Below are 13,432 nucleotides of genomic sequence, written 5' to 3' on the forward strand. Positions count from 1 at the left end.
AAAACGTTCGGGTGATAGTTTTTTCTTTCAGGCGTTTTAGTGACGGGCGTTTTGAATTGAGCAACAGCAATTTAAAACATCCAGCCTAGCCAGGCGATGCCCAAAATGACCCCGATAAACACAGTCAGCAGGTAGTGTCTGGCGCGTCCTGAAACAGTATATTTCAGGCTCTCGCCACCAATCAGCGAGGCAACGCCAAGGAGATTCACCATGCCGTCTACCACGTATCGGTCCAACCAGGCCGTAAGCCTCGAACCTTGGGACACAGCAAACACCACCGTCAGCTTGTAAAGCTGCTCAATCCGAAAATCGTGGGCCAGGAAATCCTGGAGCGATTTCCAGCCCAGTCCGCCCGGCTGCGGCAGGGGGCGAGATCCGATGTAAAAGAAAACACCCAGCCCGCAACCCGTGATGCTGGAGGCAAATAGCGCCCCGGCGATCGCCAGATTCAGGTCTCTCCAGTCGGGCAGCAGCCCCCAGTTGTGGAGCATAACGGGCACCAGCAGCGTGGCGATCGCCACCGATACCATCGGCACTGCAATCGGCCAGGGTGCTTCAGGAGCACGTCGCGTTTTGGGCTTCACCTCGCCACAAAAAACTAGACCAAACACTCGCGTTAGCCCAAAAGCCGTTAGGCCGTTGACGATCAGCAGCACCGCCAGCAAACCTGGCGAAGACCGCCACACCGGCAACGCCCACTGATACATCGCCCAAAAGCAGCCCAGCGGCACCAGCCCCACAGACCCCAGCGCCCCGATAATAAAAGCGCTAGCGGTTGCAGGCATCCGCGATCCCAGCGCCCCCATTTCTCGCAAATCTTGAGTGCTAGTGGTCAGAATTACTGAGCCAGTACACATAAACAGCAGCGCTTTCGCAATTCCGTGGGTTAACAAGAAGAGAAGCGCCACTTCATCTTGCTGAAGCCCCACGGCCAAAAACACCAGCCCCAGGTACGCGCTTGTGGTATGGGAAAGGGCGCGTTTGATGTCGATTTGGGCGATCGCCACCAGCGAAGCCCCGACCGCCGTCACCGTCCCCAACACCATCAGAGTCGTCAGCGCCACAGGCGACAGCGCCACGATCGGCTGCATCCGAATCAGCACATAGGCTCCGCAGGCCACCACCACCGAGTTCCGCAGGATCGAGGCCGGGTTTGGCCCTTCCATTGCCTCATCCAACCAAAGGTTCAAAGGAAACTGGGCACACTTGCCGACCGGGCCCGCAATCAGGGCCAGTCCCACCAGATTTGCCACCAGCGGCGACAAATTCGCCGTTTCAGCCCAGGCTTCTAGATAGGGAAAGTCTAAATCGCCTGCCAGTAGACCCACCGCAACCACGCCCATTAGCAGCAGCACATCGCCTACGCGCTTGGTCAAGAAAGCATCGCGAGCCGCCGTGACCACTAGCGGTTGAGCATACCAAAATCCCACCAGCAGATAGGTCGAAAGCGTCAGCATCTCCAGCAGGGCATAGCTGAGGAACAGCGAGTTGCTCAGCACCAGTCCGCTCATGGCTCCTTCAAAAAAGCCCATCAGCGCGTAGAACCGGGCCAGCGCCCAGTCTTTCTCCAGGTATCCCAGAGCAAACACCTGGGCAATCAGGCTCAAGACCGTAATAATCAGTGCTGCGCCAACGCTGATTCGGGATAGCTCTAGCGATAGGGTAATGTCCAGATCTAGCACCGACAGCCAGGATAGCGGCTCATACTGGGGCGGCATATCCCAGACCACCCACAGCAGCAGCGCACAGTGAACCAGGGCCAGCAGCGTCATCAAAATATTGAAATAGGCCGCTGGCCGGGGCCCCGTTCGCCGCACTGCCCCCACAGACCAGGGCAACGTCAACAGCGCTCCAATCAATCCATAGCCTGGAACCCACCAACTGGTTTCAATTAAAAACTGAACCATCGATTCATCCCTTACGCGCTTTAACGGGTGCTAAATAAAACAGGTGCTAAAACAGGTGCCAAGATTGTCGGGCTGCCTTTCATCACGCTTCATCATTCACTGATTCTCTATGGCTGCTCGAACCCACTTCCATCTACTGGAGGCTTGCTCTACTGGAGGCCTACTCTACTGGAGTTAGATACAGTTGGAGCTACTGTATCGCAAACACTTCATGAGCTAGGCTAACCAGCCATACCCGAACTCATGTCATCCTGACTGAACTATCTGACCTGAATGTCGTCTGAACAAATGTCGTCTGAACATGGTTTGAACTGTTGCTTAAACAGATACGCATTTCTGAGTCTACATTCGTAGGACTAAACTGCTTGGCCTACCCCCCTAAGTCTGATCCGCCCTTGAATCTAAGCCACTGCGTGCAGCCTGTGGCACGACTTGAGCGATTCTCGCATTGCTGCCAATAGCAGATCAAGCGGACTGAGGATTTTACTGGCTGCTGATGTATCACGATATGGGATCGATATGGGATCAACTTGATGCCAAACTTAGGTTGCTAAAAAGGCGATCGCACGTTCTAGACAAAGAGTGCGATCGCCGCTACACAAGGTTTTTTGTAATAAAGGACTATAGCATTACTGCCGCAAACGCTTATATATAAAAGGCAAACAACTGGTTGACCCTCTGGCTTCACAGGATTGACAACGTTGAAATGTAAATTATTGTGTCGATTCTCAGTCAAAAAACACGAAATATTAAATCCTCTCAAGGTTTACGAACTGTTTTCCAAGAATAAGACACTGGCTGTTGCTTTCCTCATAAAATACAAGGGCCATTACGGAATAAGGAGTTAAAGGTTCAAGGGGCTGGCAGCTTCCGAACCAGCATTTTTGGTATACATGCCTGTCCTTGGTATTGTTTGCAAGTATTTGTCAGATAGTTTGTCAGATATTTGTAGGTATTGCCACAATGCACGGAATGTGCGGTTCTATGTGTGCAGTTCTATGTGCAGCTTTGCTCACACGACGCATTACACTATAAGCCCCTGCGCTCTGGTCTTGAACTGGTTCTGTTAAAGATTCAGATTGCCAACGGATATAACGCTGAGTTATATAGACCATAAAAACAATTACTTTGGTTTATATTGCCAAAGCGGTCAACCCCCTTGTATTCTGACAATGGGAATTCCGTCGTGCTTTTCCAATCTATTTCTTGTGATGCAAATGCCGAGTTTGTTTGCTCATCTAGAGATTTTTTGGACACCTTGTGGTATTGGCTGAAGCTACATTTCAGTCCTTCGTCTAAGGATTTGAAGCCGCACAGGTTGTTGACTGTGGGTAGCTCTATTCGGAGATTCCTATCGGAAGCTCTGGAGTGTTTGCTCTATGCCCACGTTGCACGGTTGTTCCGGTTTGAAGCGCGCTGAAGGGGATGGCTGCTGGGTTGGCTAGCCGCAGCTTGTATAGCTGAGACAAAGCGTTATCGCTTGCGTCATTTCCCACACCTAGGGTCGCTTAAGTCCATTCTGCAAGACTGATGGAAGGTTGAAGCAGAGTTCTTATATCTAAGTCGCTGCCGGCTGTTACTTAGTTGCACATAACTTGTCATAATTAACAGTTGCAGACAGATTGACGGTGTTGGGCTGGTGAATAAGGTTTTGGACTGGTTTGCTGGCCCAAGCTGCGAGTAGCGATGAATGGCGATCGCAGGTTTTAGTTTTGTTCGAGTACCGTTTTTTGGAAGGGAGAAAACGATGGCAATTGCAGTTGGAATGGTAGAAACTCTGGGCTTTCCTGCCGTGGTCGAAGCGGCGGACGCGATGGTGAAAGCAGCACGGGTGACGCTGGTTGGCTATGAGAAAATCGGCAGTGGGCGGGTGACCGTGATTGTCCGGGGCGACGTGTCCGAAGTGCAAGCTTCCGTGGCGGCTGGGATTGAAAACGTGAAGCGAGTCAATGGCGGACAAGTGCTCTCCACTCACATTATTGCTCGTCCTCATGAAAACCTGGAGTACGTGCTGCCGATTCGCTATACCGAAGCCGTTGAAGCCTTCCGGGAAAGCGTCAGCGGGATTCGACCCGTCAACCGTCCGTAAGTAGCCACTAGATGCAGATTGCCAAGGTTTGCGGTACGGTTGTTAGCACTCAAAAAGAGCCTAGCTTGCAGGGGGTCAAGTTTCTGCTGTTGCAGTTTGTCGATGTGGAGGGAAACCTCCTGGCAGACTATGAAGTGGCAGCAGACAGCGTAGGGGCTGGGCTAGATGAATGGGTCTTGGTTAGTCGAGGCAGTGCTGCGCGTCAGACCCCTGGCGGAGAGTCTCGTCCCCTGGATGCCCTAGTGATTGGCATTATTGATACCGTAAGCGTGGAAAATCTTATGCTTTATCGCAAGCGGGATCAAGATCGATGATTGTCTAGCGAGGGCTTTCCAAACAGTGGTTCCGATTCTAGAGTTCTGAGTTCTAGCGTTCCGATTCTAGAGTGGTGAGGGCGATCGCCCGTTGAGTGCTGTGGGAAACCGAGAGCCTGACCATTGTGTTTCAGGCTCTCGGTTTACGGCTGATCGGGGTCGATCGGGCTGTGAGGGTGGTGAAAGGTTTGGGTTGACCTTGTTCGATCTGTGTCGGCCGGTTTTGCGGGTTGATTCGGCCTGTTAATTTTGCCGGTCACGGTTCGAGTTTTGTTGCTGGGTCAGGAGAGCTGTGGTCATGGTTGCTCAAAGCTCCGTTGCTGCTACACCCTGGGCAAAAGGGGTAACGCAGCCCAAGATTCATGAGACTGCATACGTTCACTCCTTTTCGACAGTGATGGGAGATGTGCAGATTGGTGCAAACGTGCTAATCTCACCGGGCGCTTCTATCCGAGCAGAGGAGGGCGCACCCTTTTATGTCGGTTCAGGCAGCAGCGTTCAGGAGGGGGCGATCGTTCACGGGTTGCCGCAAGGGCGCGTGCTGGGGGATGATCAGCAGCCCTACTCAGTCTGGATTGGTCAAGACGTTTCTATTACCCACATGGCGCTGATTCACGGGCCGGCCTATGTGGGCGATCGCTGCTTTATTGGCTTTCGGTCTACGGTGTTCAACGCCCGCATTGGCGAGGGCTGCATTGTCATGATGCACGCGCTCATCCAGGATGTGGAAATTCCGCCAGGTCGGTATGTTCCCTCTGGGTCGATTATCACCACCCAGCAGCAGGCCGACCGCTTGCCAGAGGTTCAGTCGGTTGATATCGAGTTTGCTTCCCAAGTCGTTGGTTTCAACGACGCAATGCGGTCTGGTGGTGGGGGCGCTGGTTCTCCGGCCCGCTCCGAATCAGCCCGCCTTCAGCAGCCGAGCGATCGCGCTGCCGAGTCGTCCTATCGTTCCAGCCAAAATCCTGAGATGCTGAATACTCAATTAACTCCAGAAGTTGTCGAACAGGTGCGCCATTTGCTAGCCCAGGGCTATCGAATTGGCACCGAACATGCGGATACTCGCCGATTCCAAACCAGTTCCTGGCATAGCTGTGCGCCCATCCAGTCTTCCCGCGAGTCAGATGTACTGGCTGCGCTCCAGGCCTGCCTAGCCGAACATAGCGGCGAATATGTTCGGCTGTTTGGCATCGATACCCATTCCAAGCGGCGTGTTGGGGAACTGATCGTGCAGCGGCCAGGCGATCGCACTAACGGAAATGGCACATCGACCAGCACTGCTAGCTATTCTAGCCAGAGCTACGCTAGCCAGAGCTACAGCAAGCCCGCTGCATCCTATGGAGGGAGCAGCGTCAGTTCGTCTGGTCTACCGGCCGAAGTGGTAGAACACGTTCGCGGGCTACTGTCTCGCGGGCTGCAAATCGGCACAGAACACGCCGATAAGCGCCGATTCCAGACGAGTTCCTGGCATACCTGCGCTCCCATCCTGGCAACCCGCGACTCTGAAGCGATTTCGGCACTGCAAGCCTGTCTGGCAGAGCATTCGGGTGAGTATGTCCGGCTGTTTGGCATTGATCCCAAGCTAAAGCAGCGGGTTGGAGAACTGATCGTGCAGCGTCCTGGCAATGGGCAGAACGGCAGCGCTCTTGCTCCAAGCTACGGCAGTGCCTCTTCCTATCAGAAGCCTGCTGCCAGCAGCTTCAACGCTGGCCATAGCTCCACTGCATCTAGCCACCGCCTCAGCCCTGAGGTCGTGGATCAGGTGCGGCACCTGCTGTCTCAAGGCTACAAAGTTGCGGTAGAACACGCCGACAAGCGTCGCTTCCAAACCAGCTCTTGGGAAAGCTGTTCGCCGATCGAGTCTAACCGCGAGTCGGATGTGCTGGCGGCTTTGGAGCGCTGCTTGGGAGACAACCAGGGGCAGTATGTTCGGATTTATGGCGTTGATACTCAGTCCAAGCGGCGAGTTGCGGAGACGATTATTCAGCGTCCATAGGCGCTGCATGGAGGTGCAGTCATTGGTTGCAGTCATCGGTTGCAACGGCTGGTTACAAGTTGCAATCAGCAGTTTCAGCAGTTGCAGCGTTGACTTAGCAACCTCGCGGCTCACTGATCGGGTGGAGTCGGGTTTAACGACAGGTTGGTTTACATCCCCTTAGAGCAATGCAGAGGTCACCGCTATCGTCAGTTGAGACCACCCTAGGGTTGACGAATGGCGATGTGGTGATTGAGCCAGGGGCGGCGATCGCCCCTGGGGTTTTGCTCCAGGCTAACCCTGGCAGTCGGATTACGATTCGGGCAGGGGTTAGCGTTGCGGCGGGGGCTATCTTGCACGCCCACGGCGGCCCGCTGACGATCGAGGCAGGCGCGACGATTGGTTCGCGGGTGCTAATCATTGGGGCGGGACACATCGGCGCGACGGCTTGCATCGGGGCCGAGGCGACGGTTCTAAATCCGGCGATCGCCCCTGGCGAAATGGTTCCCCCCAGGGCGTTGCTGGGAGACACGAGCCGTCGGGTTGACCTGGATACCCCACTCGCCTCTACGATGCCAGACTCCAGCGGTGCGATTCCATCCACGCCGCTGCCTGCTCCAGCCTCCACGTCTGCTGCTGGGTCGGGGCCCGATGTGCTGAGTGACCATCGCTCTGTGGGCGGACTCTCGACCACTGCGCCGATTAGTCTGTCCACCCCCCCGGTCTACGGACGGGAGGCACTTCAGCAGCTTCTAGCAACCATGTTTCCCTATCGGCAGGCGGAGACAGATAGCGCTTCGCCGCCTAGCGCTGGCTGAATCATTTAGTTCAATCTTGTGCAGATTATTTCAACTGTGTAGAGATCATGCAGAACTTGCGCCAGTATCTAACGCAGTTGGGCGGTGCAAGCCAAAAGACCGCCAAGCCGAGGGCGTAGTGTTAAGCTGAGAGGGCGATCGCCAATCTGAGCATCAAACCCTATGGACGCATCCGGCAAACTTCAGGTTGGAACGACCCCGCCCCGGCGAGACTTTGGAGACAGCGCTCTGGGGCTAGTTTGCACGCGCAGCTTTCCCGCCATTGTGGGCACAGCCGACATGATGCTGAAGTCCTCCGGCGTAACGCTAATTGGCTATGAAAAAACAGGCAGCGGCTATTGCACTGCCGTCGTGCGGGGCGGCATTTCCGATGTCCGCATTGCCGTAGATGTGGGCGAAGAAACGGCGCGACGGTTTGACCAGTTCATTTCTAAAACCATCATTGCCCGCCCCTCGCCAAACCTCGAAGCCGTGCTACCCATCGGCAGTCGGCTAGCCAAGTTTTTGTCTGACCGGGGCTATAGCCGCCTCAGCAAGCAGGCCGTAGGGCTTCTGGAAACACGCGGCTATCCGGCGATGGTGGGTGCAGCCGATGCCATGCTCAAGGCAGCCGAGGTGCAGCTTGCGGCGTGCGAAACGATTGGCGACGGGCTGTGTACTGCGATCATTCGCGGGCGCGTGGCGGATGTGGCCATGGCCGTAGAAGCCGGGATGCACGAAGCCGAGCGGATTGGCGAACTGCACGCCGTGATGGTGATTCCGCGTCCGCTGGATGACCTAGAAGAAACCCTCCCGCTTGCCAGCTACTGGATCGAGAAGCCGCAGCCGATTGCCCTGCCGCTGGATCTAAAAGCGCCGCAGAAGGAGTTGGCTGCACCAGAACAGCCCGAAGTCGAAGTGCAAAAGACCGCGCAAAAGACCATCGAGTCGGCGGAGCCGCTGGAACCCGAAGCGCGATCGCCCCAGGCTGCTCCCCCTCTTGTCGAACCGATTCCCCTGCCCGAGCTAGACCCACTGGCTGTTCAGCGTCCTAAGCCCTCAGAAAACCTCGAAGAATAAGAAAATAATCTGACGTTCCCCAGTTCTAAACCTGCGCCTACTTTTCAACATGCCTCCAGTTCTGGATTTACTCATCCTGGCCCAGTGGCTTGCGGGCGAGTTTGACAATCGCGCCCAGTCGCTCGATCAGCCGGCTTGGTTTGTTCACCTGCGGCTGTGGCACCGCCCTCTGCCCATTCGGATAAATGGATGCCTTGCGCTGTTTGCGGAACAGGCCAACGCGCTGTATTTGCAAAACCCCTACCGACAGCGGGTGCTGGTATTGCAGGAGAATAGCGACGGGAACACCAATCATGTGGGCGATGAGGCTGACGGCAATCCCATCGTGCAATATTGGGCATTTCGCCAGCCAGATCGGTTTCGGGGCGCGGGCGCACGACCGGATTTGCTCTCCAATCTGACACTAGACGACTTGCAACTCCTACCGGGCTGTCGGCTGCGGTTGCGGACTGACAAGGACGGAGTAGCCGCAGAACCCAAGGAGGGCGATCGCTGCTGTTTTCAATACAACGGCGAGACGCGCCAGGTCGTGCTGGGGTTTGAAGTCAGCCCAGGCCGCTTTCGCAGCTACGACAAAGGCGTTGACCCAGACACCGGCCAGGCGCTTTGGGGAGCGCTGATGGGCCCCTACGAATTCATCAAACAGGTGGACTATCCCATCTGAAACGCCGCCTGTAGCGTCAAGACCGCTTACAAAAGATGCCCCCAGAACCCTGACAAAGACCTGACAAAGAAACATCGCCAAACTTCCCAATGCGATCGCGAAGGGCTTTCGGCTTTTGCCGCCGAGGAGTGACTTCACCCAATCAGAGGATTGTGAAGCGTTTGCAAACAAGGGTTCCTAATTGATTCTGTGCAGACCCATAGAAGAAATGAATATTGCCGCCTGCATCCGGGATTTTGGGATGCAAGAGTGAAGGGATGAGCTAGGATGTGTTTCGACAGATAAGTTTCTGGCTGAGTTTGAGTTGAATCTGTTACCCAAGTGCGGCTGATTGAGTATCGGCTGATTGAATTGAACCGCTGAGTGCGGCTGTGGCTCTGTGCTATTAAACCCTGCGCCACTAGACTCCACGCTGCTGAGGGAGCGCTCTGCGAGGTCAGGATAACTTTTACCCTAGAGGAAATTTAACAAGTTAATTATGGTGAACCGTGTTGTTAGCCCGGATTTGCATCCGATGGTGAAATTTCAGCGGCAGGTGAAATCGCTCGTGGACTCAGATGTGCTGAAGCCAAGCGATCGCCTCTGGAAGATTGCGCTGCTCTATGGTAACGAGTGGGCCTACTGGAAGCGCGAACTGGAGGACTTCGACTTTTCCATGCGAGATCCCGTAGCCGACTTGCTTGCTGTGGAATCCTGGGACGAAGATTGAATTGCAGCTAGATTGCGATCGCCTATCCACGCTTCATCATGTCTAGGTTTGGACGCACGCGGGCGTGGATGGCGATCGCCGTAATGTTGTCGTGGCCGTTGTGCTGATTTGCCAAGTCGATGAGCATATTCACCCCGTTGTCTAGGCTCACCTGCCCGTCGAGCATTGGGTCGAGGTGGCTCTCAACATGGGTTTCCAGCAAGTCATTGTCTGTCAACCCGTCGGAACACAGCAGCAGCAGCAAATCTTCGGTTAGCTCGACAAACTGCACGTCGGGATTGACGAAGTGCTCGTCTCGCGGGCCGAGGGCTTGGGTTAGCTGGTAGGCATCGGGGCGACCATAGGCGATCGTAGGCTCCACGCCCCGCTGAATCTCTCGCTGCCCCACCTCATGATCCACCGTCAGTTGCTCCAGACCGCGACGGCGACTGTAGCGATAGAGGCGGCTGTCTCCCACATGGGCGATCGCCGCTTCGGTGTCCTGGATGAGCGCCAGTACCAAAGTTGTGCCCATGCGACCGCTGCCCGAACTGGCGTTTTCCTGGTTCAGGGTGTAAATCGCCTTGTTTGCCAGCAAAATGCCATCTCGAATGGTTGCCTCATTGGGCAGTCCATCTTTCCAGTGATCTTGAAAATACTGCTGAAGCGTACTGGCCGCCAGGGCGCTGGCCACCTCGCCGCTGGCGTGGCCACCCATGCCATCGCAGAGAATGTATAGCCCTTTCGCCTTGAGCGATCGCCCGTTCTGGCTTTCCAGCTTTTTCACCTCTACCTGGATGGCGTAATAGTCTTCGTTGTGTTCTCGCTGGCGGCCAATGTCGCTCCGTCCTGCATCTTCCAGCCCAATCAGCTTCATCGGCAGCACCACCGTTGGCAGGTCGTCGCCTTCGGTCTCGCTGTCTTCGTCGGGACTGCCCAACTCCAGGCGGGTGGGGCTGGCCGACACGCTAATATCCGCCATCCGCGACACCGTGGGAAAAAGAATCTCCGTTGTTTCCGATTCAGCCGAATCAGACATCGGCAAGGCTTCTGGGTTAGTAGCTGGGTCCGGCGCAGGGTTGGCAGCAGCAGATTCTGCGGTGATGGGTTCCGCTTCCATTGCGGCAGGTTCTGCGGCGGGTTCCGACGCGACGAGTTCTGCTGTGATGGGTTCGTCTGTAACTGGTTCGCCCGTAATCAGTTCGGACGGGACTAGCTCACTGGTAATGGGTTCGTCTGTGGCTGACTTCGGAGGGGCTGTGTCGAGGAGGCTGGCGGTAACCCCACCGAGCAATACCGCTGTTGGATCGAGGGGGCGATTGGGATGATTGGCAGATGCAGCGTCGGCCGGCGCGGTGTCCTTCGCGGAAAGCGCAGGGGGAAGCACGATCGTATCTTCTGCCTGTATATCGTCTGCTTGCAAATCAGGGGCCGTTTCGTCAGCCGCTTCAGGCTTATCGAGGGCGATCGCCTCTATAGTCGCATCGAGGGCGATCGCCCCTGCATCAGGCAATTCTTCCCCTCCCTGCAACAGATCTGCAATCATGCTGAGGCAGTGCTGCAATACATCTACTGTGGCGATTGTGCCCAGTTCCAAATCCTGACAGACCTGCACCAGGGGATTCAGATTTTCGTGGCTGGGTTGTTGCTGCAACAGCAGTGTCCAAACGCGACCCAGGTCGCGGAGTTGGGGGGGCGCGTCGGGTTTATCCTGATAAAGCCGCTGAAGATAGAGCAACTGGTCTTCATCGACCTTCAGGTTGTTGAGTTCTAGCAAGCTTTGGGAATAGCCCACGGGTTGCAGTGCGTTCCACAGTTCCGTCATCTGGTGGAGCAGGTGGAGAATCTGGAACGGAGGCAGCACCTCCGACGCACCCAGTTCTGCCAAGGAAGGCAGCCTGCTCCGGTCTTCCAGCAGCACCACAATTTGCCCATCCTTCTCCCAGGCATCGTGAATATGGGGTAAGGACGGATAAAGCTGCTGCTGCAAGTCTAGGTAGGTCTGGGCGATCGCCGGAATGGCGTTTTTGCCGCTCTGGGCGATCGCTTCATCACTCCGCGCCAGCCCAGCATCGGGTGCATCTGGGTCTTGACTGTATAAGATCTCCAGCGGCGACAGGCGAAACGGCTGGCAGTCTAGCACGCGCACCTCTGTACCCACTGTAGAAAGGGAGGTCGCAGGCAGTGGCTCCAGCAGCCGATAGCGATGTTGCAGATCCAGGTACGGCAGAGCTGGCAACACGAGCGGCCAGCCAACGGCTGCATCAACGGCGGCAATAATGGCTCGCCAGGACGTTCCCGCCGTTGCGCCGCAGGTCGGGCAAAGCTCTACATCAAAGGGCACCGACGACCCGCAGGCAGGGCAGGCGATTTCCTGGAGGGAAGCCCCACACTGCTGACAAAACTTGTTACTATCGGGATTCTCGAATTCGCACTGAGGACAAACAAGCATGGGGGAACTTCCTTCACTCCCGTAGGCGGCAAGCCGGACTGGTAACTCTCTGGTAACTCTACCGAATCGCTCTAATGAATCACTCTGCTGCCGTTGAAGCTGGCTTCGGCGACCTGACTCGGCTTTCGTGACCTAACGAATCAGCCGCTTGACTAAAAGGTTACACGATCCATTCTCGACCCGCACCCCCAACTCTACGGGCGTGGGCGCGATCTTGGAGACAATCTTGCCAATTCAGCCAATTCATCAGGCGTGAGATCGCGCCACTGGCCCGGCTGCAACCCGTCCAACCGCAGATGGGCGATCGCCACTCGCACCAGTCGCAGCGTCGGAAACCCCACTGCCGCCGTCATCCGACGCACCTGGCGATTGCGTCCCTCCGTCAGCGTTAGCTCTAGCCACGCCGTCGGCACGGTTTTGCGGAAGCGAATCGGCGGATTGCGCGGCGGCAACGCTGGCTCCTGGGGCAAGATCCGAGCTTTAGCGGGGCGCGTCCGGTAGTTTTGAATCACCACCCCCTGACGCAGCTTTTGCAGGGCCACTTCATCGGGCGATCGCTCGACTTGTACCCAATAGGTTCGGGGATGCTGAAACTTGGGGTCTGTTAAAACATGCTGCAAGCGCCCATCGCTGGTGAGCAACAGCAGTCCTTCGCTGTCTCGATCTAGCCGACCCACCGGATACACCCCCGGAACCGGGATGTAGTCTTTGAGCGTGCGATAGGCTGGTGCGGGGTCGGGCAGTTCGCTAGGCTGCCCAAACTGGGTCAGCACATCGTACGGCTTATAAAACAATAGATAGCGATGAGGCACACGGTCGATCCAGGGGGTGCAATCAGGCGGGAACGAGACAAGCCGATCCTAGCGAACTTCGGCTCCTGGAATGTGGCTCGATCAACTGGTTAGATAAAGCAGCCCGCTACCCAGCCCAACTGATTTCTATCAAGCTGGTTGAAGGCTCCTGGCGCGAAGGATGGCCAGAGGCGAGACTGATTCACCACTTGATGCCAGAGAATACCGTCGGCATAGCTCACCAATCCCGTCAGCAGCACCCATTCCCCGTGGGGCACGACACCCCGAATGCCGTGGTTTGCCAGCCCCGGATAGGCTCGAAAGTTTGCCGCTGCCGGATAGACCGTGCCACATTCAACGATTTGAGAAAAGCCACGTCCGTACCCATAGCTTGGGTCTGGCGCCAGCGTGGAGGTGGAGGGGCCACCCACAGAAGGCGGCGGATGGTTGGGCCAGTCAGCGGGAAATTCTTCTGCGGGTGGCATGGGATCGGCAAGGGCGATCGCCGGGTTGATGTTGATGTCTGGCAGCATCACTTTCAGCGCCAAACTTGCGGCAATCGAAATTGTGGTAATGGTCACCACAGTCTTTCCAGCGTCATTGGAGGGGGGTGGTGGCTCTTTGTCTTTGACCAGCCGCACTTCCATGTGGTTTTCGTAATTCAGCATTGGGCAG

11 protein-coding genes are annotated in these 13,432 nt (G+C 56.1%); 7 read left to right on the forward strand and 4 right to left on the reverse strand.

The window, feature by feature from the left end:
- Positions 1-71: 71 nt before the first annotated feature.
- Complete coding sequence (locus IGS16_RS18060) at positions 72-1,907, reverse strand: NAD(P)H-quinone oxidoreductase subunit F (protein WP_297087812.1); 1,836 nt, start codon at positions 1,905-1,907, stop codon at positions 72-74.
- A 1,747-nt stretch (positions 1,908-3,654) separates the two neighbouring features.
- On the opposite strand from IGS16_RS18060, the gene IGS16_RS18065 reads away from it, so the two are divergent.
- The 7 genes from IGS16_RS18065 to IGS16_RS18095 all read left to right on the forward strand — a co-directional run bounded on the left by IGS16_RS18065 (position 3,655) and on the right by IGS16_RS18095 (position 9,535).
- A complete protein-coding gene (locus tag IGS16_RS18065) occupies positions 3,655-3,996 on the forward strand; it encodes a carbon dioxide-concentrating mechanism protein CcmK (RefSeq protein WP_068507759.1) in 342 nt (113 codons plus the stop codon).
- A gap of 11 nt (positions 3,997-4,007) precedes the next feature.
- Positions 4,008-4,310, forward strand: coding sequence for a EutN/CcmL family microcompartment protein (locus IGS16_RS18070; RefSeq protein WP_068507758.1), 303 nt, complete (start codon positions 4,008-4,010; stop codon positions 4,308-4,310).
- A gap of 298 nt (positions 4,311-4,608) precedes the next feature.
- The gene (locus IGS16_RS18075; protein ID WP_297087814.1) at positions 4,609-6,306 is read left to right on the forward strand and encodes a ribulose bisphosphate carboxylase small subunit; all 1,698 of its coding nucleotides are present in this window, start codon (positions 4,609-4,611) and stop codon (positions 6,304-6,306) included.
- Between the two features lie 167 nt (positions 6,307-6,473).
- Positions 6,474-7,103, forward strand: coding sequence for a hypothetical protein (locus tag IGS16_RS18080; RefSeq protein ID WP_297087815.1), 630 nt, complete (start codon positions 6,474-6,476; stop codon positions 7,101-7,103).
- Between the two features lie 162 nt (positions 7,104-7,265).
- A complete protein-coding gene (locus IGS16_RS18085; RefSeq protein WP_297087817.1) occupies positions 7,266-8,162 on the forward strand; it encodes a BMC domain-containing protein in 897 nt (298 codons plus the stop codon).
- 49 nt (positions 8,163-8,211) lie between these two features.
- Positions 8,212-8,826 (forward strand): chromophore lyase CpcT/CpeT, encoded by a 615-nt coding sequence (locus IGS16_RS18090; protein ID WP_297087818.1) that lies wholly within the window; start codon positions 8,212-8,214, stop codon positions 8,824-8,826.
- Between the two features lie 478 nt (positions 8,827-9,304).
- Entirely contained in the window at positions 9,305-9,535 is a 231-nt protein-coding gene (locus tag IGS16_RS18095) for a DUF4327 family protein (protein ID WP_297087820.1), read from the forward strand.
- 22 nt (positions 9,536-9,557) lie between these two features.
- Here the strand turns inward: IGS16_RS18095 and IGS16_RS18100 are convergent, their stop codons facing one another.
- The 3 genes from IGS16_RS18100 to IGS16_RS18110 form a co-directional block, all read right to left on the reverse strand.
- On the reverse strand, positions 9,558-11,966 hold the full coding sequence (locus tag IGS16_RS18100; protein WP_297087822.1) for a serine/threonine phosphatase: 2,409 nt from the start codon (positions 11,964-11,966) through the stop codon (positions 9,558-9,560).
- A 194-nt stretch (positions 11,967-12,160) separates the two neighbouring features.
- Positions 12,161-12,778, reverse strand: a complete 618-nt coding sequence (locus IGS16_RS18105) for a pseudouridine synthase (protein ID WP_297087824.1) — start codon at positions 12,776-12,778, stop codon at positions 12,161-12,163.
- Positions 12,779-12,867: 89 nt separating this feature from the next.
- Positions 12,868-13,425, reverse strand: a complete 558-nt coding sequence (locus IGS16_RS18110) for a hypothetical protein (RefSeq protein ID WP_297087826.1) — start codon at positions 13,423-13,425, stop codon at positions 12,868-12,870.
- Positions 13,426-13,432 lie beyond the last annotated feature (7 nt).

This window comes from Thermoleptolyngbya sp. C42_A2020_037, from assembly GCF_015272455.1.
In the GTDB taxonomy this organism is placed as follows: Bacteria; Cyanobacteriota; Cyanobacteriia; order Elainellales; family Elainellaceae; genus Thermoleptolyngbya.

Excerpts from the sequence above, each read along its gene's own strand:
- IGS16_RS18060 (WP_297087812.1), bottom strand. The coding sequence starts at position 1,907 with ATGGTTCAGTTTTTAATTGAAACCAGTTGGTGGGTTCCAGGCTATGGA.
- IGS16_RS18065 (WP_068507759.1), top strand. The coding sequence starts at position 3,655 with ATGGCAATTGCAGTTGGAATGGTAGAAACTCTGGGCTTTCCTGCCGTG.
- IGS16_RS18070 (WP_068507758.1), top strand. The coding sequence starts at position 4,008 with ATGCAGATTGCCAAGGTTTGCGGTACGGTTGTTAGCACTCAAAAAGAG.
- IGS16_RS18075 (WP_297087814.1), top strand. The coding sequence starts at position 4,609 with ATGGTTGCTCAAAGCTCCGTTGCTGCTACACCCTGGGCAAAAGGGGTA.
- IGS16_RS18080 (WP_297087815.1), top strand. The coding sequence starts at position 6,474 with ATGCAGAGGTCACCGCTATCGTCAGTTGAGACCACCCTAGGGTTGACG.
- IGS16_RS18085 (WP_297087817.1), top strand. The coding sequence starts at position 7,266 with ATGGACGCATCCGGCAAACTTCAGGTTGGAACGACCCCGCCCCGGCGA.
- IGS16_RS18090 (WP_297087818.1), top strand. The coding sequence starts at position 8,212 with ATGCCTCCAGTTCTGGATTTACTCATCCTGGCCCAGTGGCTTGCGGGC.
- IGS16_RS18095 (WP_297087820.1), top strand. The coding sequence starts at position 9,305 with ATGGTGAACCGTGTTGTTAGCCCGGATTTGCATCCGATGGTGAAATTT.
- IGS16_RS18100 (WP_297087822.1), bottom strand. The coding sequence starts at position 11,966 with ATGCTTGTTTGTCCTCAGTGCGAATTCGAGAATCCCGATAGTAACAAG.
- IGS16_RS18110 (WP_297087826.1), bottom strand. The coding sequence starts at position 13,425 with ATGCTGAATTACGAAAACCACATGGAAGTGCGGCTGGTCAAAGACAAA.